We start from the raw sequence: 22,798 nt of genomic DNA, 5'->3' as shown, positions 1-22,798 counted from the left end.
TTTAATAATCCTTATTTATGAGTTGCCAAGAAATTCGTCTTCCGAGATAACTCTGTATACATTTTTATCTTTTAGGTATTCATAAGCGACAACTCGGTCACCCTTTTTGAATTTTTCTTCTCCGTTAGCGCGAACCTTGAGTACAAGGCCAGCACCACCGTCGTTTAAATGCGCTTCGCCAAAACCAGCATCAACTCGTAGCGTTTTTACAACCAACGTTTGCCCAAGTATTTTAGAGCTGTTCGTAGTGGTAGCTTCATTGAATAATTTTCTCAATGGCTTAATAACTTGTGCAGATATGAGTGCAGAAAGTAGCAAAGATACAAAAAGCACCACTCCGCCGAGCAGAAACTCAACAACACCCGACGTATAAGGCATTAGTAAATAGTGATCGGCATAATAACTAATTAGCCACCCAAACATTGAGACTAAGGTCAAAACAACTGTGACTGGCACGCCATTTAGACCAAACTTTAGAAATAGGCCAGCCAATACATTGACAGTTTCAGTGCTTCCTTCTACTTCAGGCAAACCAAAATCTAAGAAACCAATATCAACCAAGCCCAATACAGCAATAACCCAGTACAGAAGCATCAAAACAAAGATAATAGTGAATATAACCGTAGGGAAAGACGATATATTTTGGTAGAAAGGGTCCATTTCTTTCATAAACAGTACGGCAAACATAGGGGTTCCTTACCTATTTTTTAATCTGTTTAATACTTCATTAGCGCCACTAGAGCCTGTTTTGATTCCCGCTTCTTCTAACTTCTCTATCAGTGCACTTTTGCGGGTGCTAGGGTCTGATTCGGCGACAGCATCAAACTGTGCGGCTTTCATAGACTGACGTTCTTTCAAACGTTCGAGTGCATCTTGTGCGGTTTGTAGGCGAGTTTTTGCACTAGAATGCTGGCCCGCAACGGTTGCCTGAGCTCGTTGTACACTTGCCATAGCTTTAATGGTATCTATCTGCTGTTTTAATCTTTTTAAATTCAGCTCAGCTTGCTTAATAATGCGCTGTAAGTCTTTTATGGCATGTTGGTAGGCATCTCGAATTTCAACTTCTTGCGCTTTATCGGCTTCCAAACTGGCTATTTTTTCAGCCACTTCTAATGCCAATGTTTCGTCGCCTTTTTCGAGGGCTTTTAGCGCATACTGCTCATGTTCTGATATTAATTTAACAACTGAGTCGACCTGCTCGTTTGCGACCACCCGCTTTGCCATGAGCTCCGTTAACGCGCCTCTAGACTGTTTAAGCTCTGCAGAGGCTACTCTGACTTCTTTATCTAACAGACTAATAGCTTGAGTATCTAGCAGCGATTCTATCCCTTCGTTTGTATCGCCCTTTAATGCGCGAACCAGTTGTGCCCAAATATTCATTTATGCACCCTCATTCGAAGAAGCATCAAATAGGTACTCGCTATAAGCTTCAGTTGCTTGAATAACGTTGCTTGCTAATGTTTCTATTTCAATAAGCACACTGTTTAAAACCGAGGCACTACTCAGCGCGCCAAACATGAAATAACAGTCGCCAAAACCTTCAGTAGCTTCAAGGCAAATAGTCGATAGCGGGTAATATTTATGGGTTTTAAGAACAACACTATTGAAAGCGGCAGGGTTTAATACGCGACTAACAGGCCACAGCAAACATTCCACTATTATTTGCTCACCACACACCGAAAGGTATAAGGGCAAATCGCCAAATTCTTTCATCACCAACAATAATACAGGCTCAACACCATCAACCAGCTCTATTTCAATGCTGGCATTTTTTACTTGATCGGACGTTTGCAAAGCTTGGAATAAACTCTGCGCGGTCCACACAGGTTGATGTTGATTCATGGTTACCTCAGTTATATTCATTGGCGCATCTGAAGTAACACGTAACTGTTTTTCGATAGCCAGTAGCTGTGCAGTGTGCTCGGGCAATACCCACACTTCCCTTTTTACTAGCCCCTGCTCGCGTAAGCGGCGGCGATATTCGCGTTGATAATGAGCTGATGTTTTTGTTGTCATAAAGCCAAGTTATAGCCTTACCTGTAATGAGTCAACGTTTATTACATGTAAGGTGAAATATTGTGACTAAAGTCATAATTGGTGGGTCGCTGTTCACAACGGATTCCAGCACGCAAAATATTTTGAAACTAATTTTAAGGTAATGGCCAGTTCATTAAGATCGGTTAGGTTTAATTGTACGCATTTGGGGTATCAAAGAGTGCCTCCTAAAAGCCCTGCTCGATGCTGGGTTTTAGAGTGGGTGACTTATTAAACCATCTCAAACAAAAACAGTTGCGAAAGTTGAATGCTTTGCCGCTGTTTATATTTTAAGTCAACCCTTAGAGTGCCTGTCCATTTAAGCCATTGCTGTCGTATTCTTCATGTAGCTTCACATCCGTTGCGCCACAGACTTTTAAGAACTTTATCATAGGCTGAATACTAGGCTCTACAGTGCGAAAACCGCCAATACAAATATCAGCTCTACCTGGGAATATTTCCGAAGAACGGGTACTAATTTCGCCTCGCTCCTCTTCCCATACGTCTAGCACGTAACCAACCATTTCCCCTGCATGCTCGCTAAAAGCCTCAGCATATTCTTCAAGATAGGCGCCATGTTCGTTGCTTGATAAGCCTTCGACTAAGGATTGCCATTTGGGTTGGTCAATTACTGGAAACTGTACTGATATAGTCACCCATGATTCCATCATGGTTTGGATTCCTTTCTTACAGTATCCAATGCTTCTCGCAACGGACCTGGCATATGTTCAAATGTTTCTACCTTAGTGACAAATTCATTGCAAAACTGGATATGGTATTCTGTAACTTCAGTTAAACGTTTACCAAATTTCCTATTATATACATCGGAAATTAGGTCTGAATAGAAATCGAATAGATCATTCGATACATTGCAATTATTCGCAGTCATATATTTAAAAATAGAAAATAGGTAGTCCAGCTTAAGAACCCATTTAGGTTCAAAAGAATACAGATCTCTTGACATATATGAGTCCAAATTTACTAATATATTAAACGATAAGTGATTTGGATCTAACTCAAGAGCTATATCGCCCTTTTGGGTTGTTCGAGTAACGATCGGCTGAAATTCAGTACCTAAATGATAATCCCAATAAGCTAATTGATCTTGATCAGTCATTCCGCTTGAAGACTGGTCAAGGTAACTCCCATATGTTGCATCGAGAAGTAATTTTTCATCCCAGTTCAAATTAGAATAATAGTAGTCGTAGCCCTTTTTATTCTGAATCGGAAACATTTTCAACATCGTGATGCTATATGTCGTCAGCGGCATCTCAGCCTCAAGTATTCCTTCAAAGAAGTACTTTCGAATTGAGGTTAATTCTTTCTTCCTATATTCCGCCTTTAGCTTGCCTTTGGTTAATGCCAACTCCCAGCCAGCCTCACGATAAGCTTTCCATTCTGTTTCTTTCATTTCTGGAAAAATAGTGTCTAAGCTTTCCATATCACCCCTCTATCAATTGCTTAAATAATCTTCTGCACCGGTTTGAATAACATTGGCAGATTTATGGCTAATCACCACCGCCAATGAGCTTTGCATCGCTGCCTCGTGAACTGAACTGGACACTCTCTAAACTTTAACGTAGTCACCAACAGATGACTTTATGCACGACATGCATCGCTTATTCAAGGGTTATGTAATGTTAATGCTGTTTCTGTTCAAGTCATATCTAATTGGTCCTATTCAACCAATAAATTATCATCTACCAATCTTCCAAAGGAATGGATTATGACCTTACCTAAATTAATTGGCTCAATTGCCATTGTAACTTTGTGCGTTGCGCTTGGAATACTAGCCTCAATGCGACTAAATGTTAGCTCCCAGCTACCGTCGGAAATAACTTAATATGACTACGATTTGCGTATGCAAAAATTTCAAGTTGATGAGCAATCACATATCGAGTTTTGGCAGTGGCAGCGACACGATCTAGTCAAACCTAAAAACACCTGGTTTATTGCTGGAATTGGGGGCCCTGGTGGACAAATTGATAGCGATATCGTCGATGAATTTGTCAGTATATTCGATCAATATGCAACATCGGTCGATCAACTTATCATTGGGCAAATTCGTGGCCATGGTAAATCTAATGAATTAGAGTGCTTATATAACGAATCATATTCTGCCTGTAGAAAAAGGATTGTAGACTCTGGCATTGACGTAACACACTATCACTTCATGACATACGCCCAAGATTTTAATGCTTTACGAAGCCACTTAAACATAGATCAATGGTCGATATACGGCGTGTCCTACAGCGGTCGCGTGGCTGGTGCCATGCTTTTAACAGACTCTCAAAACATATCTGCAGTATTATTAGATTCTCCTGTTAGCCTATTCCCAGAGCAAACTACAGATGCTCCTATAATCCAAGCTAAAGCACTATACAAATTTCGAGCAGCATGTTTATTGATAAAGTCATGCCTAGGCAATTTTTCTAACCGTAACAAGCAGAAAAAGTTGGATCAGTTCATTGATAACTTCGAACAATCAAACGTATATATGAAAGGTTTAAACAATGTGGGGTTAACAAAGTATTTATGGTCTGTTTGATCTGATGTATTTCGATTTCGATTTAGCTCAACAATGGGTTCAGCTACATATTGAAAACCCAGAAGGGTTTGATCAAAATTTAGTCAGTGACGAATTAATGGAACATTTGCTTCTAAACCCAACTGTTTATGGGGTTTGGCCAAAGGCTATAGTCGATTATATTTCACCCATTCCCAGCGAGTTTACACATTGCAATGAGACTGTAGGTGAGAGTACTTTCAAGGAAATAGACCTTGGCGTGTACGGAAAGTACTTGGATATTAAAGACTATTGCTGGACAACTCCGGTTCACAGTTACAAAATACCCGACACACAAAACACTCAGGTACTTGTTGCGCACTCCCCTTTTGATCCAGTTATAGAGCAATCCGATATCCAGTCTTATTTAACGGCTCTCCCTCAAACGAAAACCTGTTACACCTTGGACGCTCAACATACAATTGAACTTCTCAAGCTAATTCCACTGATCAACGTGCTAGAAGAAAAAGACACTCCACTGCCCGATTTTTGCCAACCCGACATTTCAAATATTGTCTCACAATACCCAGATTACAATTGAGCATGGAATACGCTCGCACGGTCGCTGGCGTGAACTGTCCAGTTCTGGGCATTGCTTTGCAATACCCATATACAAAAAAAGCCACCCGTTGGGTAGCTTTTTTTTGTATATAAATCTGGTAGGACTATCCAGATGCGCTCTCTTCGGTCGCGGCCGTTGGCGTGAACTGTCCAGTTCTGGGCATTGCTTTGCAATACCCATATACAAAAAAAGCCACCCGTTGGGTAGCTTTTTTTTGTATATAAATCTGGTAGGACTATCCAGATGCGCTCTCTTCGGTCGCGGCCGTTGGCGTGAACTGTCCAGTTCTGGGCATTGCTTTGCAATACCCATATACAAAAAAAGCCACCCGTTGGGTAGCTTTTTTTGTATAAAAATCTGGTAGGACTATCCAGATTTGAACTGGAGACCTCTGCCATGTCAAGGCAGCGCTCTAACCAACTGAGCTATAGTCCTGAATTGTGGGCGTATGATACCGATCTTTTGTTCTTGCGCAAGGATTTTGTTAAAAAAATCTTGTTTTTCAGTAGCTTAGCCTTGAAAAGGCTTATTTTTTAGGTGCATTTAACCATTCTGTCGGGTGCGCCATAAATAAACAGCTTTGCGCACTATTTTGTTCTTATGGTGTTTTAAGTGCGCCATTATTGTGCGTTTTTCACCCATTATGCGCAATTTACACTGCTTTGCGCTTGGTATGTTAGTTGCAATTACCTAAGTTAACCTCGTCTAAGGTAATAAATTTGAATGCAACCCGATACATTGTCTACACCGATCTAGATGGCTCTTTAATAGACCATCACAGTTATGATTTCTCTTTAGCGGTGCCTGCCCTTGCTACATTAAGAACGCACGGTATTCCCGTCATTCCTGTTAGTTCAAAAACCCGCGCTGAAATAGAGCCACTTTCGAAGTCTCTTCGCTTAAACACCCCTTTCATTGCTGAAAACGGTGCGGCTGTATTTATTCCTAAAACGGCTGATTATGCTTATTTCGATACGTTGAAGTTAACTCAACAAGAACACCACTATGTAAAGGCTTTTGCTCCTAGCATTCATTACTGGGCCATTGTATTTAAAGAATTGTCTAACGTTTTACCAAACGCCTTTACTCCGTTTAGCCAGTTGAGCACGGCTGAATTGGTAAAGATTACGGGCTTGAATGCAAAGCAAGCTGAATTAGCCAAACAAAGAGAATTTTCAGACCCACTATATTGGTTCGGCAATGATGCACAGTTTGCTCAACTCACCAGGTTTTGCCAGAACAAGCACATCGAAATTGTACAAGGTGGCCGCTTTGTTCATTTACTGAAAGGCTCTAATAAAGGTGAATCTGTAGCTTGGTTGCATCAACAACTGCAAGCCCAAGAGAACGCCACCTTATGCAGTATTGGCTTAGGTGACGGCGAAAATGATATTGCTATGTTGAAGGTGGTTGATTGGCCCGTACAAATTAAATCCCCAACTCACAATTTTCCAATTTTTGATCACCCTCTTTGCTTACGAACTGAAAATGTAGGTCCCGCTGGTTGGAATGAAGCAATGTTCAAACTTATTCCAGCACTTAACTCTTCACTTTAAAGGACAAACCTATGGCTGATTTCCATCAAAATGGCATTGTAACCACACTTCACAATTTATCTGAGCGGTCTATAGAAGATTTAGAATACGATCTATTGCACTTTTCTAGATTCCGCCCGCTAGGGCTTATATTGCCATCCTTATATTCTGAATTAGAAGGCAGTGCTCTACCGGCCATTATTAAAGAACTCAAGCAAGTTCCTTACTTATCGCAAATTGTCATCGGGTTAGATCGAGCCGACAAAGATGAATACCATAAAGCTTTGGAGTTTTTTGCTGCACTGCCCCAACACCACCGTGTGTTATGGAATGATGGACCTCGGTTAAAAGCCCTCGATGAAAAACTTCAAAAGCTAGAAGTGGCACCAAAGGAATTAGGGAAAGGACGCAATGTTTGGTACTGCATGGGCTATATGTTGGCAACGGGAAAATCTGAATCTATTGCCCTACACGATTGCGACATTCTTACTTACGATCGCGGGTTACTAGCAAGGCTGCTTTACCCTGTTGCACACCCCCAATTTAATTACGAATTTTGCAAAGGCTATTATGCGCGAGTAGCCAATGGAAAAATAAACGGTCGGGTATCTCGATTACTGGTTACGCCCTTACTACGCGCGCTGAAAAGGGTAGTTGGTACCAACGAATATTTAGATTTTATAGACAGCTTTCGCTACCCGCTTGCCGGTGAATTTTCTTTTCGTCAGGATGTTTTAAAAGACATTCGCATTCCTTCAGATTGGGGTCTCGAAATCGGCGTTTTATCTGAAATGCATCGAAACTATGCAAACAACCGATTGTGCCAAGCCGATATTGCAAAAAACTATGATCATAAACACCAAGATCTTAGCCTAGAAGATGCAAACGCGGGTCTTTCAAAAATGTCGATAGACATCACTAAATCAATATTCAGGAAGTTGGCCACGCAAGGGGAAACATTTAACTCAGAAACCTTTCGCTCGTTAAAAGCAACCTACTACCGTATTGCTTTAGACTTTGTCGAAACCTACCACAATGATGCCATTATGAATGGGCTCACACTTGATATTCATCAAGAAGAAAAGGCCGTGGAAATGTTTGCTAAAAATATCATGTCGGCGGGAGAGCAATTTTTAGACGCGCCAATGGAGCGCCCTTTTATACCCAGTTGGAACCGAGTAGTCAGTGCCATGCCTGATGTCTTTGATCAGTTGATCACTGCAGTCGAAGGCGATAGGGAAGACTTTTTAAACCTTTAATCAGGGCAAATTACTATGCAGCACACTATTGAGAATCTTACGTTAAAGCTCAATCAGCAAATAAACTTTATTTATGACGGAATCAATATTCCGCTTTCACCCATGCAACTCGCAACCAACCTCATCGGCATTATGCGATTAGATTCTAAAACACCGGCACCTGTTCCTTTTACTAATCACTGGACTGAGCAAGATGCCGTTTTAATTACCTATGGGGATAGTCTAGAAAAAAAAGACGGGCACAATGTGCTAGAACCCCCATTGCAAACGCTTAATCAGTTCTTGCAAGGGCCTGTTCGAGAAGCCTTTAACAGTGTCCATATTCTACCCTTTTACCCTTATAGCTCCGATGACGGCTTTTCGGTGATTAACTATACGGCTGTGAATGAGTCACTAGGTGATTGGTCTGATATCAATAACATTGCGGATAAGTTTCGATTAATGGCCGACCTTGTAATAAACCATTGCTCCAGCCGAAGTGTCTGGTTTGACCAGTTCATTAAAGATGAGCCACCAGGTAACAAATTCTTCAAAACAGGAGATGCTCAGGCCGATTACAGTGAAGTAACACGGCCACGTGCTTCACCGCTATTAAGAGAAACTCAAACGAAAATTGGCCAAAAACTAGTCTGGTGTACCTTTAGCCATGATCAAGTAGACTTTGATTTTTGCAACCCCGATGTACTGTGTGAATTTGTTAAAATTATAAGAAAATATTTAGATGAAGGTGTAAAAATATTCCGCTTAGATGCCGTCGCTTTTTTATGGAAAACGAATGGCACAAGTTGCGTTAACCTACCCCAAACGCATGAAATCATCCGATTGCTGCGAACGCTGATAGAACACGCTTGCCCCGATGCTGTGATCATTACCGAGACCAATATTCCTAACCAAGAAAATTTAAGTTACTTTGGCAACGCTAATGAAGCTCACAGTGTTTATAACTTTTCACTCCCGCCTCTATTGGTTAATACACTAATTTGCGGCAATAGCCGCCACCTCCGTCAATGGCTTATGAGTATGCCCCCATGCCAGGATGGCACGGCTTATTTTAATTTTATTGCATCGCACGATGGCATCGGGTTACGCCCTGCCGAAGGTCTTTTGAGTGAACCTGAGATTAATACCCTTATCAGCACCATGATGAATTTTGGTGGTCGAATTTCAATGCGCACTTTGGCCGATGGTTCATTACGGCCTTATGAAATTAATATTGCATTATTCGATGCACTACAAGGCACCACCTCTGGCCCCGACAAGTTTGGCTTAGACCGTTTTATATGCGCCCACGCAGTGATGTTAAGTTTAGAGGGCATCCCAGCCATTTATATTCATAGTTTATTGGGCACAAGAAACGACTATCAGCGCTTAGAAAATACACAACACAATCGCCATATTAATCGACACAGGTGGGACTACGACGCTCTAAATAAAGAGCTCAACAAGGAAACCAGTACGCATTCCGCTGTTTTCAAGCGCATTACCGACTTACTACGAATACGAAGGCAACAAAAGGCGTTTCACCCCAATGCCACCCAATTTACGCTGCAGTTAAGCGATGAACTGGTTGGCGTTTGGCGACAATCGATAGATCGAAAACAAAGCATTTTTTGCATACACAATATAACGGACCAGATAGTCAGTTTATCTTTCCATGAATTGAATTTAATTGAAGGTGTTGCCTGGCGGGATCTAATTTCAGGGGATCAATTGAACCAAACGAAAAGCACTTTAACATTAGCACCTTATCAATCGCTATGGCTCAGCAATTTATAGAACTACACTCTCTAAGTATCAACGAAGATATTTTAGAACGAGAGGGCTAGCATTAATCCGGAATAGCTTGCCCCCTATAAATTCGTTTTGGCAGTTGCTTGGGCGCCTGTACTTTTTCTTTCAGATCTGCCACCGGAATTTCTACACCTCGATAGAATCTTCCACTCGACTGAACGGTTGGTTTGAGTTTTTCGGGCCAATCTCCACCCATTAAATGGAAAAGTTCTTTAACAAGCGCTTTCAAAATAGCATCGCTAGTATGGTGATAAATTTCATTGAGTTCATCAAAGACTTCGGGGTTCGCTAATTTAATACTGGGTTTTTTCTCACTTGAAACTCGGCGGCGAGTTTCCCTAATAAGATCAATAATAGCTTTACTGTACATCATTGGTTTTTTCTCTTGTAGTTACGAGCTAACAATTGAAGGTATTGCTTGTGGTGCAATCATTAGTACAGCAATTACTATACCGACAGCATATTTCCAGTAAGAATTAGTGAATAGGTTTTTTACAACGTTCAATAGTGCCTTATTTTCGAGCATGGTTAGAGTTTATATGGTCAAAATGATCCAAAAAAGTGCCGATGTTAACGGCTTTACTCGGTTGACTATACTGACTTGATTGATAACATCTTCATTCATCAATTTTTTAAACGTAATCAAGGCGCAGCGATATTATGAAACGATCAAAATTTAGCTGTACGCTACTGCACCATGGTATTTACACTCAGTGGGATGAAAAAAGTAAACAACTACCAAAGCTCATTGAGGTGACTACCGACATTCCTGCTCGTGAAAATATTGAATTTGGGTTCATCGCCAACTTTAAAAAAGCCAAAGGCTTAAAATTCAGTTATATTATCTATCATCCCGATATTCCTGATGAACATGGAACCATCCTTGAACCTTTTACGGGCGATGTTTACGTTCGCAATAATGATTGGAATTTTTATTTAGGCGATACCTTATGGCAGCCTTTAAATACAAAGCTCGGCCATTGGCGTATGGTACTTGAGCTTGACGGGGACATTTTAATTGAGAAGACGTTTATAGTAGATATTGAATTTAAAGGTGAACGTACGTTAGGTCACGCGCGAAATTCATTTAAGCCCAGAAAGCGTTGGTAGAAATTACAATTTGCATTAGTAGGCACTCGTCATATACCCTAATCTAAAAATAATAAAATCCTTTTAGGCTCACAATGATTAATCAACCACATGGTCAAACAGAAATATCCGTAAGTGGCCGCATTTTACAGGTTTCTTATTTCGGCCAATTTAATCTAGAAGGTATAGCTAGCGGATTAAGCAAACAACGAAAAGTCATTGAATCATTTAATGGCGAACCCTTTGCCGTCTTGATTGACGACAAAAACATACAGGGCGGCACACCAGAAGCTTACCAAGCACTTGAAGAATTTAACCAATGGGTGAACTCTCAATACATGGTTGCGAAGGCTATGCTCTTTAAATCTAACCTCCAGTTAAAAATATTAGATTCTTTAGTTGATTCTAGAAAAGATCAAAATATAAAGACATTTTCTGACAGAAAAGAGGCGCTACGTTGGTTAAACAGCGAGCTCACCAAAGCCACTAATTCAACTCACCACGCTTAAACACCGATAAAGGCAATGCCTTGTTAATACTGAAAAACACTCTCCCATAAAAACCACTGCAATAAATAATGCTCAATTCTGTTCAATATCGTACCATTAGTGATATTCATTAACAGGCCTAGTACTGTTCCGATCAATAAGTAATGTGGATCCATGACCCAATGAAGCCAAGCATTAAACCTAACAATCCAAACTTTTCTTCTGGGCCGTGCAGTAAACGGCCTGGTTACAACATAAATGCTCTCGATATATCTGTGTTAGGTCGGTCGCACCGCTCCGGCGCGGGTAAAGATGTATTGTCTAAAGTTTGCCTAAAAACCGCTGAATTGCTGGGCTTACCCGAAGGCTGGCGTGTAGGCATTGTTCCTGGTTCTGATACGGGCGCAATGGAAATGGCTATGTGGGGGATGCTCGGTGAACGCCCTGTTGATATTTTCGGCTGGGAGTCATTTGGCAAAGGCTGGATAAACGATGTGACCAACCAGCTAAAACTAGATAACGTACGAACTATTACGGCTGACTATGGCACTCTTCCTAATTTAGACCAAGCAAATTTTGAGCATGATGTTATTTTTACTTGGAATGGCACAACCTCTGGAGCAAAGGTGCCAAATGGAGACTGGATTGCGGATGACCGCCAGGGCTTAACCATTTGTGATGCTACTTCTGCCGTGTTTGCCATGGAATTACCTTGGCACAAGCTAGATGTTGTCACTTTTTCTTGGCAAAAGGTTCTTGGCAGCGAAGGCGCTCATGGCATGCTTATTCTTTCGCCACGCGCTGTAAAGAGGCTAGAAACCTATACGCCACCTTGGCCCTTGCCAAAGCTATTTAGGCTAACCACCAAAGGCAAGCTAAATGAAGGTATATTCCGAGGTGAAACAATTAATACCCCTTCTATGCTATGTGTTGCAGATTATTTAGACGCTTTATCTTGGGTAGAATCTATTGGTGGAACTCAGCAAGCCATTGAAAAGTCACTTGCTAACTTAAAGACGCTTGAGGCATTTGTCGAACAAACGCCTTGGCTTCACTTCTTAACTCAAGAAAAGGCGATTCGATCCAATACCAGTGTCTGCTTTACCGTTGATTTACCACCAGAAAAAATCAAATTAATGATCTCACTACTTGCCAATGAGGGTGTTGCATACGATATTGGTTCTTATAAAGACGCTCCAGCTGGGTTGCGCATATGGGCAGGAGCAACCGTAGAGCAAAGTGACATTGAAGCCATGCTGCCCTGGCTAGAATGGGCTTATCACGAAGCGAAAGGTTAGATTACCATGAAATAGGTGGTAAGCCAGTCGAGCTTTTCTTATTCAATTACGCTATGCTGAATTTAGGTTCACACTATTAATAAATAAAAAGGATCCTATATGTCTCTTAGTGCAGAAAAGCTCGATGAAATTAACTTATTACTTCAATTCCCTTCCGATACCATTATGGCTGGTTTGAAAATTCACAGCGATGCTGAATCAAATGTCCAACAAGCGGCCAAGCGACTGTATGAGAAAGGCTTTACCGACTCTCCGGATGGTGGCTACCTTACCGATGCCGGCATCGAAATTCTAAACCACATCAAATTGCTAAATTCCGCGCTAAAATAGTCTGGAACTTTTAAAAACTAACAAGGTCTACTTATTTAACACCACAAATAAGAAAGACCTGTTATGTCTATCGTTAAGAACCAACCTTATGTATGCGATGGCATGCCGCCATTACAGCAAGGACCAAAACCAACCTCTTTTTTTGAGTTTTGGCCCACGTGGGCGATGTACCTACCCGTCTTAATTCAATGGCTGCTGCTTTCTATACGACATCGCTCTCTAACCCTTCCATTAATAGCAAACCCTAACCTACCCTTATCTGGAATGGTGGGTGTCCCCAAAAGTGAATTACTCGCTCAGGCAGGGCCTTTACTAAATGCCCATATATTGCCTTGGTTTACGTATACCGTTTCTACACACCCTATTTCGGAACAAATTGACTCCATTGAGGCAAAATTACAAGCGCGTAAATTAGCCTACCCTTTTGTGTGTAAACCCGATATTGGTTGTCGTGGCGCGGGCGTGAAGCTAATTCATAGCGCCGATCAGCTTTCAAACTGTTTGTCTTGCTACCCTGCAGGGGCAAATTGCATGATACAACAATTGGCCGACTACGAACCGGAAGCGGGGGTTTTTTATGTTCGCGAGCCCGGCCAAACAACGGGAAAAATTATCTCATTGGCACTGAAATACAGCCCTTACATTGTTGGTGATGGCCAACACACACTGGCACAGCTGATAGATCAAGATAGACGCGCACGGGAATTAAAGCACCTTTACGAGAAAAGGCATCAGGACTCCTGGGAAAAAATCATACCAAAAGGCGAACCCTATAAATTGGTTTTTTCGGCCAGCCATTGTCGAGGGGCTGTATTCAAAGATGCGGCACAATTTATAACACCTGAGCTTACCCTCGCAATTGATTCGCTCATGCAGGATCTTCCCGATTTTCACTATGGCCGCTTAGATATCAAGTTTAAAGACTCTTCGTCTTTGCAGGCCGGAAAGACCTTACAAGTTGTTGAAATTAATACGGCCAGCTCTGAATCGTTACATATTTGGGATGCAAACACATCGTTTTCACAGGCGATATCTTCACTGCTCTTTCAATATAAAACGCTTTTTAGAATTGGATCATTAATTCGAAAGCAAGGTATAAAAACTCCAACTATCGGCGAGTTAGTAAGGCGTTGGCGCTTAGAAAAGGAATTAACTCTCACCTACCCGGAGACGGATTAATATGAAAGACACAAATCCATTTCGTGTGCCTATTCATTCTAAATTTATAGCTGCTACATTAGAAAAGGCTCTGGGATTAAAGCCACTTATAACGGCATACGATTCTCGTCGCGATAACTTAACTTCAGAGCAGTTTTTAGACTATACGCTAGCCTCGCTCAAGGTTCAGGTCACACTGCAAGGATCGTCATTAAATGAAGAACTACCAGAATCTGGACCTGTAATTGTTGTTGCTAACCACCCATTTGGAGGTTTGGATGGTGTAGCCCTTACCCGCGCTGTCTTATCTGTTCGACCGGACACTAAAGTATTAACCAACCAAATGCTTTCCAGAATTCCGGAGTTCCATGACGTATTTCTAGGTGTTGATGTACTTTCAAAAAATGCCACCGCTCATAATTTACAAAGCGTTCGCCATGCCGATAAGCACTTAGCCCGCGGTGGTGTACTCATAGTTTTTCCCGCTGGTGAGGTCAGTGCCGCAAGGTGGAACAATTTTTCTGTTCAAGATAAAAGTTGGAACAGCATGGTAGGAAGGCTTGCGCTAAAGCACCGAGCTTCCTGCTTACCCATTTATATACATGGTAGGAACCCGGCTTACTTTTATGCCGCGGGGTTAATTCACAAACGGCTACGAACGTTGTTATTGCCAAGGCAATTAAGCAACAAAATTGGATATCATCTTAAAATGACGATTGGCAAACGACTTAGCGAAAAAGAGTGTACTAAGTCTGCTTCTGCTCAAGCCCTTACTTTACAACTCAGAATGTCGACTTATTTTTTAGCGCCAACGAAACAATTGATAAGCAAAAAACTAGCCCCCGTTTCCGAGGTCAAAAGCAGCATTAAACAAAGCCAACTATTGAAAGATATTGAGCATTTAGCTCCATTCCAGTTGCTAAGAAAATCTGAATTTAGCGTTTATTGCGCTCCGTTTAAAGAGTTGAATTCAGTTTTTTTGGCTCTTGCCGAAGCACGTGAAATTACCTTCCGAGCCGCCGGAGAAGGTACAGGCAACCCTTATGACCATGATCAGTACGATAAACATTACCTTCACCTATTTGTTTGGGATCATAAAAACAACGCCATTGTTGGCGGCTATCGCTTAGGTGAGACAGATAAAATCATAGCGCAACAAGGAGTCGCTGGCTTATACAGTCGCAGTCTGTACAAATTTGATGAACGCTATATGGAGAAGTTTGGTTGTGCTCTGGAAGTGGGGCGATCTTTCGTGACCCAAGCCTATCAACGCCACCCTTCTGCATTAGACTTGCTCTGGCGAGGCATCGGACGGTTTGTTGCTCAGCATCCGCAGTACTCAAAACTCTTTGGTTGCGTCAGTATTTCTTCAGAACACAGCACCATGGCTCGAGCATTTATATCGGATGCCATGATGGAAAGCTATAGAGCAGAGCAGCGATTTTTAGACGATGTTAAGCCACTGGTGCCGCTAAAAGTGAAAAACAAAATTTGGACAAAGGCGATGCTTGCGGCTATTCAAGATATTGCTGTGTTCAATAAGCTGGTTGGTTTATGTGAGCCCGGTAAAACAGTCCCGGTATTGCTTCGCCACTATGTTGCTCTGAACGGTAAATTCATTGGGTTTTCCATTAATCGTGGTTTCAATGATTCACTCGATGGTCTCATCTTGGTTGATTTGCACCAAATGCCAGAACGCTATTTAAATCGCTACCTTACCAAGGAAGGCGCTGAACTCTTTAAACAACATAGGGAACAAAATGAACGAGTTAATTAAAGCGAATATCGCCGTTCTAGAGCAGGTTATGACATTCGTAACCTGTTGCCACGACGAAACCTATAAAGGCACTCTGCCTAATGCTCCTTCGAGCATTGGTAAGCATATTAGGCATATTCTTGATCACTATCAGTGTCTCGAGCGTGGGTTACCAACTCAGCTTATCAATTTCAATGATCGTTCACGTGACTCACAAGTAGAATTTCAAAGACCTCTTGCTTTGGAATCAACAAATCATTTTATCGTGTGGCTGCAGACCTTAGTTCTAGATAAACAGGCCATAAAGGTCATCTCTGATACGGAACTTGGCAGGCCAACGAACGTTACGATTGAATCGACCGCCGAACGCGAATTGTTGTACCTGATCAACCACACAGTTCACCACCTAGCTTACGCCGCGCTATTAGCTAAATTGCATGGCCATTCCGTTCCCGACTCAATCGGCGTTGCACCTTCGACATTCAACTACCAAAAGACCGCCTAGGAGCCTCGTTATGAAAACTCTAAAACTAAAAACGCTATTTTTATTGGGTTATATTGGTTTTTCTACTGCATTTGCTGCGGACGCAATATACACACCTTGGCATAATAATTTAGCGATAAAAGGCTATGACAGTGTGGCCTACTTCACACTCAATAAGGCAATAAAAGGAGACACTTCACACTCTTTTGAATGGCAAGGCGCAAATTGGTTATTTAGCAGCGCCGAGAATAAAGCTTTATTCGTGGCATCACCCGAAACTTATGCCCCTCAGTATGGCGGATATTGCGCTTATGCTGTTGCAAAAAATAGCGTTGCCGGAGTAGATCCAACTCAATTTACGATCCATGAAGGTAAGCTCTACTTAAACTACAGCCAAAAAATACAGTCACAATGGTTACAGCAAAAAGAAGCGTTTATCGCTGAAGCGGATAAGAACTGGCCAAACGTCCTCGAATAACTTTGCAAAACGTAGAGAATATTGAGCGAGTTATTTCAGGCACAAAAAAAGCAGCTCTAAGCTGCTGATTTTGAAAGAATAATTTGGTCGGGTATGCCGGATTTGAACCGACGACCACCGCTCCCCCAGAACGGTGCGCTACCAGACTGCGCTAATACCCGATACGGAGATTCTAATTTAACTTATTGAAAAATAAAAGGTTTTCTTCAGATTAGCTGATTTTTAATAACTCAAGCACCGCTTCAAGTTCGTCAATCATTTCTCTAATCAGGGCTTGATGCTGTTGCTGAACCGCTTCAGCGTCTTCAGGTTCTGATAATTTTTGACGAGCACCACCAATGGTATAACCGTCTTCGTACAAAAGATGGCGAATTTGGCGGATCAAAACGACGTCTTCACGCTGATAATAGCGTCGATTACCACGGCGCTTTACAGGGCTTAACTGTGGGAATTCTTGTTCCCAATAACGTAGAACATGCGGCTTTACGGCGCATAATTCACTTACTTCACCAATGGTAAAATAACGTTTCCCCGGAATTACCGGGAGTTCATCATTCTGGCTCGGTTCCAGCATAGGCTTCGACGGTCACTTTAAGTTTTTGGCCAGGTCGAAAAGTCACCACACGACGAGCAGAAATAGGGATTTCTTCGCCTGTTTTTGGATTCCTTCCAGGACGCTGCCGCTTGTCCCGTAGGTCAAAGTTACCGAACCCCGATAACTTCACCTGCTCATTATTGACGAGACTTTCACGAATTTCTTCAAAGAAAATCTCGACCATTTCTTTCGCTTCTCGCTTGTTAAGACCTAATTCGTCGTACAAACGCTCTGCCATTTCAGCTTTCGTCAGCGCCATTAAAGGGCTCCTTAGCTTACTTTTTCTTGTTATCCCCTTAGCACAGCATCGTGTCTGGTCTGCAGGGTGTTGATGATCGATTCCATGAATCGATTTATTTCTTCATCTGTAAGAGTGCGCGAAGGATGCTGCCACGTCAAGCCCATTGCAAGGCTTTTTCGTTTAGAATCAATACCTTTGCCACGATATATGTCAAATAGGTTGAGGCTAATTAGGTCTTCACCCGCCATTTCCCTAACGCTACTGAGCACATCCTCGACTGGGCTTTCTTCATCTACCACTACGGCTAAATCTCGTGTAGTTGATGGGAATTTCGACAATGGCGTAAATTCAGGGAGCTCAGCAGTCAACGTTCGATCCAGTCGCAATTCGAACAAGAAAACGCTTTGTTTAATACCAAACTGCTTAGCCAAGGATGGGTGCAAAGCGCCCACATACCCAACTAACTTACCTTCACGTTCAATTCTAGCACATTGGCCAGGATGTAAAGCAGAATGCGTTCCTGGAACAAAGTCAAAAGATACCCCTTTGATCGCGGATAAAAGCTGCTCTAAATCGCCCTTTACATCGTAAAAATCGACCAGTTCACCATTTTCATACCAGCCTTTCGCCAATCGAGAGCCTGAAACAACACCCGATAACATATCGATTTGCTCTAAGCCTTTTTCTTCTTGAATAAAGCGCTGGCCTGTTTCAATCAGACGAATACGATCGGCTTGGCGGTTCAAGTTATGTTGTGCCGCTTTTAACAATCCGGGCCACAATGATACCCGCATTACCGCCATATCAGCTGAAATAGGGTTTGCTAATGCAATGCTCTCTAGTTTAGGGAACATGGCTTTTTGCATATCTGGCTCTACAAAGCTGTAGGTTATGGCTTCTTGGTACCCTAAAGACACCATGCGATCAACTAACGCGTTAGTATCAACTTGCTGCTCTTTTTTACCTTGAGGCTTCAATGCCGCAGTTGGTGCTGTTACCGGAAGTTTGTTGTACCCATAGATACGGGCAATTTCTTCAATTAAGTCTGCCTGAATAGCCATATCAAAACGCCAAGTGGGAGCTTTAACTTTCCAGTAACCTGCTTTTTCGCTGACTAATTCAAACCCTAAGCCTATTAAAATCTGCTTAATCACAGAATCTTCTAACGCCATGCCTAGGCTGCTTGTGACTGTATCACTGTGGAGTTCAATCTCAGCGGCCGCAGGTACATTTGAGGTATCTTCACGAACCACCAATGGACCAGGTTTGGCTCCACATATATCGACCAATAGTGCCGTTGCACGCTCAACCGCTCGCTCTTGCCCTGAATAATCAACGCCGCGCTCAAAACGGTGACTGGAATCGGTATGAAGGCCATTAGCTCGTGCTTTACCAGCAATTTCAATTGGCGCAAAGAAGGCACTTTCTAAGAAAACCCGTTTAGTACTTGCCGAAACGCCACTGTTTTCGCCACCCATTATTCCAGCCATAGCCAGCGGGCCTGTTTCATCTGCGATGACCAATATATCGGGCGTTAGAGTCATTTCTTGGCCATCTAGCAAGGTGATTTTTTCGCCTTTTTGCGCTTTTCGAACCACAATTTTGCCGTTGAGCTGGTCTAAATCGAAACCATGCATTGGCTGGCCGAGTTCAAGCATCACGTAGTTGGTTACATCAACGACTGGGTCGATTGAACGAATGCCACCACGGCGTAGCTTTTCGACCATCCACAACGGCGTAGTGGCTGATACATCTACATCGTTTAGCACTCGTCCTACATAACGCGGGCACCCTTTGCCATCGGCCAACTCAACCTCGAATACTTCATTGTGGCTTGGCTTAACAGCTTCTATTGAGGGTGCTTCAACAGCGATATCATTTAAAACACCAACTTCACGTGCAATACCGGCAATACTTAAACAATCGGCACGGTTCGGTGTTAAATCGATATCTATAGCGATATCGTCTAAATCAAAATAAGTACGCAGGTCTTCGCCTAAAGGCGCATCTGCAGCTAACTCCATAATGCCATCGTGGCTTTCTGACAGCCCGAGCTCTTTTTCACTGCATAACATGCCGTTGCTTTCTTCTTGACGTAACTTGGCTTTTTTAATTATAAAATCGCCCGGTAAAACCGCCCCTACTTGGGCAAAGGCCACTTTTAAACCCGCACGAGCGTTTGGCGCGCCACACACGACCTGGACGGTTTCGCTACCGTTAGATACTTCACAAACTTGCAGTTTATCGGCATTTGGATGCTGCTTTGCCGTTAAAATCTCTCCTACAACAACACCTGAAAAGTTTTCAGCAACGGGTTCAAACCCATCCACTTCCAAACCGGCCATTGTAATTTGATCCATCATGTCCTGAGCGGTAATCGCTGGATTGACCCACTGACGCAACCACTTTTCACTGATTTTCATTGACTCTGTTCCTTACCGTTTCAGTTAAATTGACCCAAGAATTTTAAATCGTTCTCAAAGAACAATCGTAAATCGTTAACGCCATAACGCAGCATAGCCATACGTTCAACGCCCATACCAAAGGCAAAACCTTGATACTTCTCAGGGTCAACTCCTGAAGCTTTTAATACTTCTGGGTGCACCATGCCGCACCCTAAAATTTCTAACCAACCTGTTTGACTGCACACTCGGCAACCTTCGCCATTACACATCACACAAGCAATATCGACTTCCGCACTCGGCTCCGTAAACGGGAAATAAGATGGACGGAATCGGACCGGCAATTCTTTTTCGAAGAACACTCTCAAAAACTCTTCAATTGTGCCTTTTAAATCAGCAAAGCTAACTTTCTCATCGATCATCAACCCTTCCATTTGGTGGAACATAGGGCTGTGGGTTAAATCTGAATCGCAACGGTACACACGGCCAGGACAAACAATTCGGAAAGGCGGCTTGCCTGCTTCCATTGTTCGAACTTGAACGGGAGACGTATGAGTACGCAACAAGGTTTTCGCATCAAAATAAAATGTATCGTGCATAGCACGCGCAGGGTGATGCGATGGAATATTCAACGCTTCGAAATTGTGATAATCGTCTTCAATTTCTGGACCCGTGGCGATATCGTAACCAATATTGGTAAAAAACGATTCCATGCGTCGCAACGTCATGGTTACCGGATGTAAGCCACCAAAAGATTGACGACGACCGGGAGCAGTCACATCAACCTTTTCGCTGGCAAGTTGAGCTGCAAGTGCCTCTTGCTCTATTTTCGCTTTTCGTTCGTTGATAACGGCAGAGACAGCTTCTTTTACTTCGTTGATTTTGGCTCCGGCGGCTGGACGTTCTTCAGCGGACAGCTTACCTAAAGTCTTTAACAACGACGTAATTTCGCCCTTCTTCCCCAAGTACTTAACTCGAAGATCGTCTAATTCTTGCGCAGTCGCGGCTGCTGTAACAGCGCTCAATGCGTCGTTATGAAGTTTGTTCAAGGTGTCCATGAACCGAATATTCTCCCAAGGCTAAGTCGGTTTGCAAAGCCTTTAACTATAAAGATGATGATGAAATAAGCAACAGATTATCGATTAAAATCGCTGATAAATCAGTAATTTAGTGCTTAAACAGAGCGTCAGAAAAACTGCGCTCGCAATAGTGACAGCGCAACGCTATTTGATCTGATTTTCGCCGAACTATAAAACGCGTTGCTGTTGGCTCACTATGACTGATGCAATTAGAGTTCGGGCATTCAAAAATGCCAACAAAGTGCTCAGGTAAGCCAATTTGAAACTTTTTATCAACCTTGTAATTGGTGATAATATTTACCGTAGCGGAAGGCGCATATAAGGCCATCTCCGCTGCATCCTGCTCAGAAAACAACCAACCTTCTACTTTAACGATGTCTTTTAAACCACTGCCTTTAGAAGGTAAGTTAAGCCCCACGGTTAATCGAGCATCCGGATTACGTTTTTGAATTCTCGCCAAAATATTCAAGCCCTGACCCGCAGGAATGTGATCAATCACCGTGCCTTCTGTAATCGCCTCAACAGCCATTGTCTCACGCATGATCAATCTCCTTTATTGTTTCATTCATGACTAAGGCCAGCAGCGCTTGGCGAGCGTAAACTCCATTTTCGGCTTGTTCGAAGTAATAAGCATGTTTAGTTGAATCAACATCAGGGTGTATTTCATCAACCCGCGGCAAAGGGTGCATTACCCTCATATTTGGCTTAGCGTTTTTTAACATAGTCTCCGTTAACACATATTGAGAGGCAATATGCATGTATTCTGTTGGGTCGAAGCGCTCCTTTTGAACACGTGTCATGTACAAAATATCAACCTGCTCAACGGCCTCTTCTAATGAACTTACCTTTTTCACGGTTATATCATGCTGTTCCAGCCCTTCAAGAATGTAACCAGGCATAGAGAGAACATCGGGTGCAACGAACAAAAAAGTTGGCTTAAAGTAAGACAACGCCTGAGCTAAGGAGTGCACAGTTCGACCGTATTTAAGATCGCCGACAAAAGCTATGGTTAAGTTATCTAACTTACCCTGGCACTCTGAAATTGTGAAAAGATCCAACAAAGTTTGAGTAGGATGTTGGTTGGCACCATCACCGCCATTAATGATCGGAACCGTAGAAACCTCAGAAGCAAGTCGCGCTGACCCTTCCTTTGGGTGCCTCATGATAATGGCATCAGCGTACGATGAAATCATGTGGATTGAATCCGTTAAGGTTTCACCTTTTTTAACCGACGTATTAGCACCGTCAGAGAAGCCTATTAAACTCCCCCCTAGCCTTTGCACCGCTGTTTCAAACGACAATCGAGTTCGAGTCGACGCTTCAAAAAAACAGCTCGCAATAACCTTACCGGCCAAATACGGTGATGCACCTTTGTGTTTAAAAATTTGGGCTAATTGGACAATTAATTCGAGATCAGACTTAGAAAGGTCAGAGATAGAAACGATGTTTTTCCGATATAAAGGGTTCGCCATGACAGGGCTCTAGTCGAATTTGCGGCATTATAACAAACTTTCGATAACTGACTAGGGATTGGGTCGTGTTTTGGGCTGCGGGCATCGGGTAAGATCAAAAAACACTGAGAGGCGATAAGGTAGTTTTAAGCTGCAAGTTATAAGCTGCAAGTTTGATAAGATGATATGACCTCACTAAAGT

At 42.5% G+C, this 22,798-nt stretch carries 32 protein-coding genes and 2 tRNA genes; 16 read left to right on the top strand and 18 right to left on the bottom strand.

The annotated features are described in order from the left end of the window. Window positions 1–15: 15 nt before the first annotated feature. The 5 genes from QWZ13_RS08610 to QWZ13_RS08590 form a co-directional block, all read right to left on the bottom strand. On the bottom strand, window positions 16–687 hold the full coding sequence (locus QWZ13_RS08610; RefSeq protein ID WP_290281419.1) for a DUF1449 domain-containing protein: 672 nt from the start codon (window positions 685–687) through the stop codon (window positions 16–18). 9 nt (window positions 688–696) lie between these two features. Then, window positions 697–1,380, bottom strand: coding sequence for a PspA/IM30 family protein (locus tag QWZ13_RS08605; RefSeq protein ID WP_290281418.1), 684 nt, complete (start codon window positions 1,378–1,380; stop codon window positions 697–699). After that, the gene (locus QWZ13_RS08600; protein WP_290281417.1) at window positions 1,381–2,016 is read right to left on the bottom strand and encodes a YjfI family protein; all 636 of its coding nucleotides are present in this window, start codon (window positions 2,014–2,016) and stop codon (window positions 1,381–1,383) included. It abuts the gene before it with no gap. Window positions 2,017–2,336: 320 nt separating this feature from the next. Beyond that, window positions 2,337–2,705: a hypothetical protein gene (locus QWZ13_RS08595; RefSeq protein WP_290281416.1), complete on the bottom strand. Its 369-nt coding sequence runs from the start codon at window positions 2,703–2,705 to the stop codon at window positions 2,337–2,339. Further along, complete coding sequence (locus tag QWZ13_RS08590; RefSeq protein ID WP_290281415.1) at window positions 2,702–2,998, bottom strand: hypothetical protein; 297 nt, start codon at window positions 2,996–2,998, stop codon at window positions 2,702–2,704. The genes QWZ13_RS08595 and QWZ13_RS08590 overlap by 4 nt, the downstream gene beginning before the upstream one ends. A 290-nt stretch (window positions 2,999–3,288) precedes the next feature. Here QWZ13_RS08590 and QWZ13_RS08585 point away from each other — a divergent pair, with 290 nt between their 5' ends. The 4 genes from QWZ13_RS08585 to QWZ13_RS08570 all read left to right on the top strand — a co-directional run bounded on the left by QWZ13_RS08585 (window position 3,289) and on the right by QWZ13_RS08570 (window position 5,141). After that, on the top strand, window positions 3,289–3,459 hold the full coding sequence (locus QWZ13_RS08585) for a hypothetical protein (protein WP_290281414.1): 171 nt from the start codon (window positions 3,289–3,291) through the stop codon (window positions 3,457–3,459). 176 nt (window positions 3,460–3,635) lie between these two features. Further along, the gene (locus tag QWZ13_RS08580; RefSeq protein ID WP_290281413.1) at window positions 3,636–3,764 is read left to right on the top strand and encodes a hypothetical protein; all 129 of its coding nucleotides are present in this window, start codon (window positions 3,636–3,638) and stop codon (window positions 3,762–3,764) included. A 131-nt stretch (window positions 3,765–3,895) separates the two neighbouring features. Further along, on the top strand, window positions 3,896–4,582 hold the full coding sequence (locus QWZ13_RS08575) for an alpha/beta fold hydrolase (RefSeq protein WP_290281412.1): 687 nt from the start codon (window positions 3,896–3,898) through the stop codon (window positions 4,580–4,582). Between the two features lie 4 nt (window positions 4,583–4,586). After that, window positions 4,587–5,141, top strand: coding sequence for a hypothetical protein (locus tag QWZ13_RS08570; protein ID WP_290281411.1), 555 nt, complete (start codon window positions 4,587–4,589; stop codon window positions 5,139–5,141). On the opposite strand, the gene QWZ13_RS08565 is transcribed toward QWZ13_RS08570, so the two are convergent. Beyond that, a complete protein-coding gene (locus tag QWZ13_RS08565; protein WP_290281410.1) occupies window positions 5,132–5,467 on the bottom strand; it encodes a hypothetical protein in 336 nt (111 codons plus the stop codon). The two genes, QWZ13_RS08570 and QWZ13_RS08565, sit on opposite strands and share 10 nt — an antisense overlap. A 53-nt stretch (window positions 5,468–5,520) precedes the next feature. Continuing rightward, window positions 5,521–5,597: transfer RNA gene (locus QWZ13_RS08560), tRNA-Val, on the bottom strand. A 245-nt stretch (window positions 5,598–5,842) separates the two neighbouring features. Between QWZ13_RS08560 and QWZ13_RS08555 the strand changes: the two genes are divergently transcribed. Genes QWZ13_RS08555 through QWZ13_RS08545 form a run of 3 tightly spaced genes read left to right on the top strand, consistent with a single transcriptional unit; the run spans window position 5,843 to window position 9,732 of the window. Next, entirely contained in the window at window positions 5,843–6,718 is an 876-nt protein-coding gene (locus QWZ13_RS08555; RefSeq protein WP_290281409.1) for an HAD-IIB family hydrolase, read from the top strand. An 11-nt stretch (window positions 6,719–6,729) separates the two neighbouring features. Continuing rightward, window positions 6,730–7,956: a glycosyltransferase family protein gene (locus QWZ13_RS08550; protein ID WP_290281408.1), complete on the top strand. Its 1,227-nt coding sequence runs from the start codon at window positions 6,730–6,732 to the stop codon at window positions 7,954–7,956. Between the two features lie 15 nt (window positions 7,957–7,971). After that, entirely contained in the window at window positions 7,972–9,732 is a 1,761-nt protein-coding gene (locus tag QWZ13_RS08545; RefSeq protein WP_290281407.1) for an alpha-amylase family glycosyl hydrolase, read from the top strand. Between the two features lie 52 nt (window positions 9,733–9,784). Here the strand turns inward: QWZ13_RS08545 and QWZ13_RS08540 are convergent, their stop codons facing one another. Beyond that, window positions 9,785–10,120 (bottom strand): hypothetical protein, encoded by a 336-nt coding sequence (locus QWZ13_RS08540; protein ID WP_215999107.1) that lies wholly within the window; start codon window positions 10,118–10,120, stop codon window positions 9,785–9,787. A 106-nt stretch (window positions 10,121–10,226) separates the two neighbouring features. On the opposite strand from QWZ13_RS08540, the gene QWZ13_RS08535 reads away from it, so the two are divergent. From QWZ13_RS08535 to QWZ13_RS08525, 3 genes are all read left to right on the top strand, one after another. After that, entirely contained in the window at window positions 10,227–10,352 is a 126-nt protein-coding gene (locus QWZ13_RS08535; RefSeq protein ID WP_290281406.1) for a hypothetical protein, read from the top strand. Between the two features lie 55 nt (window positions 10,353–10,407). Then, complete coding sequence (locus QWZ13_RS08530; RefSeq protein WP_290281405.1) at window positions 10,408–10,857, top strand: DUF3859 domain-containing protein; 450 nt, start codon at window positions 10,408–10,410, stop codon at window positions 10,855–10,857. 74 nt (window positions 10,858–10,931) lie between these two features. Then, window positions 10,932–11,345 carry a hypothetical protein gene (locus QWZ13_RS08525; RefSeq protein WP_290281404.1) on the top strand — a complete coding sequence of 138 codons (414 nt, stop codon included), beginning with the start codon at window positions 10,932–10,934 and terminating at the stop codon, window positions 11,343–11,345. Between the two features lie 23 nt (window positions 11,346–11,368). On the opposite strand, the gene QWZ13_RS08520 is transcribed toward QWZ13_RS08525, so the two are convergent. Then, window positions 11,369–11,500 carry a hypothetical protein gene (locus QWZ13_RS08520; RefSeq protein WP_290281403.1) on the bottom strand — a complete coding sequence of 44 codons (132 nt, stop codon included), beginning with the start codon at window positions 11,498–11,500 and terminating at the stop codon, window positions 11,369–11,371. Here QWZ13_RS08520 and QWZ13_RS08515 point away from each other — a divergent pair. The 6 genes from QWZ13_RS08515 to QWZ13_RS08490 all read left to right on the top strand — a co-directional run bounded on the left by QWZ13_RS08515 (window position 11,489) and on the right by QWZ13_RS08490 (window position 16,828). Next, entirely contained in the window at window positions 11,489–12,622 is a 1,134-nt protein-coding gene (locus QWZ13_RS08515) for a phosphoserine transaminase (protein ID WP_290281402.1), read from the top strand. The genes QWZ13_RS08520 and QWZ13_RS08515 overlap by 12 nt on opposite strands. A gap of 99 nt (window positions 12,623–12,721) precedes the next feature. Beyond that, window positions 12,722–12,952, top strand: coding sequence for a TIGR02647 family protein (locus QWZ13_RS08510; protein WP_215999103.1), 231 nt, complete (start codon window positions 12,722–12,724; stop codon window positions 12,950–12,952). Window positions 12,953–13,015: 63 nt separating this feature from the next. Then, window positions 13,016–14,131, top strand: coding sequence for an ATP-grasp domain-containing protein (locus tag QWZ13_RS08505; RefSeq protein ID WP_290281401.1), 1,116 nt, complete (start codon window positions 13,016–13,018; stop codon window positions 14,129–14,131). Window position 14,132: 1 nt separating this feature from the next. Then, the gene (locus QWZ13_RS08500; protein ID WP_290281400.1) at window positions 14,133–15,887 is read left to right on the top strand and encodes a bifunctional lysophospholipid acyltransferase family protein/GNAT family N-acetyltransferase; all 1,755 of its coding nucleotides are present in this window, start codon (window positions 14,133–14,135) and stop codon (window positions 15,885–15,887) included. Then, entirely contained in the window at window positions 15,871–16,371 is a 501-nt protein-coding gene (locus QWZ13_RS08495; RefSeq protein WP_290281399.1) for a DinB family protein, read from the top strand. The genes QWZ13_RS08500 and QWZ13_RS08495 overlap by 17 nt, the downstream gene beginning before the upstream one ends. Continuing rightward, complete coding sequence (locus tag QWZ13_RS08490; protein WP_290281398.1) at window positions 16,304–16,828, top strand: YHS domain-containing (seleno)protein; 525 nt, start codon at window positions 16,304–16,306, stop codon at window positions 16,826–16,828. Before QWZ13_RS08495 ends, QWZ13_RS08490 begins: the two co-directional genes overlap by 68 nt. Here the strand turns inward: QWZ13_RS08490 and QWZ13_RS08485 are convergent. The 9 genes from QWZ13_RS08485 to QWZ13_RS08445 all read right to left on the bottom strand — a co-directional run bounded on the left by QWZ13_RS08485 (window position 16,785) and on the right by QWZ13_RS08445 (window position 22,702). Further along, a complete protein-coding gene (locus tag QWZ13_RS08485) occupies window positions 16,785–16,946 on the bottom strand; it encodes a hypothetical protein (protein ID WP_290281397.1) in 162 nt (53 codons plus the stop codon). The genes QWZ13_RS08490 and QWZ13_RS08485 overlap by 44 nt on opposite strands. Continuing rightward, window positions 16,913–16,989 (bottom strand) — tRNA-Pro (locus tag QWZ13_RS08480). The genes QWZ13_RS08485 and QWZ13_RS08480 overlap by 34 nt, the downstream gene beginning before the upstream one ends. A 50-nt stretch (window positions 16,990–17,039) precedes the next feature. After that, window positions 17,040–17,402 (bottom strand): MerR family transcriptional regulator, encoded by a 363-nt coding sequence (locus QWZ13_RS08475; protein ID WP_215999100.1) that lies wholly within the window; start codon window positions 17,400–17,402, stop codon window positions 17,040–17,042. Further along, window positions 17,380–17,682: an integration host factor subunit alpha gene (ihfA, locus tag QWZ13_RS08470; RefSeq protein WP_215999099.1), complete on the bottom strand. Its 303-nt coding sequence runs from the start codon at window positions 17,680–17,682 to the stop codon at window positions 17,380–17,382. Before ihfA ends, QWZ13_RS08475 begins: the two co-directional genes overlap by 23 nt. Before the next feature lie 29 nt (window positions 17,683–17,711). Beyond that, window positions 17,712–20,087: a phenylalanine--tRNA ligase subunit beta gene (gene pheT, locus QWZ13_RS08465; protein ID WP_290281396.1), complete on the bottom strand. Its 2,376-nt coding sequence runs from the start codon at window positions 20,085–20,087 to the stop codon at window positions 17,712–17,714. Between the two features lie 20 nt (window positions 20,088–20,107). Beyond that, a complete protein-coding gene (pheS, locus tag QWZ13_RS08460) occupies window positions 20,108–21,124 on the bottom strand; it encodes a phenylalanine--tRNA ligase subunit alpha (RefSeq protein ID WP_290281395.1) in 1,017 nt (338 codons plus the stop codon). A 109-nt stretch (window positions 21,125–21,233) separates the two neighbouring features. Then, window positions 21,234–21,686, bottom strand: a complete 453-nt coding sequence (gene pyrI, locus QWZ13_RS08455) for an aspartate carbamoyltransferase regulatory subunit (protein ID WP_290281394.1) — start codon at window positions 21,684–21,686, stop codon at window positions 21,234–21,236. Further along, window positions 21,679–22,617 carry an aspartate carbamoyltransferase gene (pyrB, locus tag QWZ13_RS08450; RefSeq protein ID WP_290281393.1) on the bottom strand — a complete coding sequence of 313 codons (939 nt, stop codon included), beginning with the start codon at window positions 22,615–22,617 and terminating at the stop codon, window positions 21,679–21,681. The genes pyrI and pyrB overlap by 8 nt, the downstream gene beginning before the upstream one ends. Next, on the bottom strand, window positions 22,574–22,702 hold the full coding sequence (locus tag QWZ13_RS08445) for a hypothetical protein (protein ID WP_290281392.1): 129 nt from the start codon (window positions 22,700–22,702) through the stop codon (window positions 22,574–22,576). Before QWZ13_RS08445 ends, pyrB begins: the two co-directional genes overlap by 44 nt. Between the last annotated feature and the right edge of the window lie 96 nt (window positions 22,703–22,798).

This window comes from Reinekea marina, assembly GCF_030409715.1.
Classification (GTDB): domain Bacteria; phylum Pseudomonadota; class Gammaproteobacteria; order Pseudomonadales; family Natronospirillaceae; genus Reinekea; species Reinekea marina.
The sequence above is the reverse complement of the archived record's forward strand: the minus strand, read 5'-3'. Positions and strand labels throughout refer to the sequence as shown.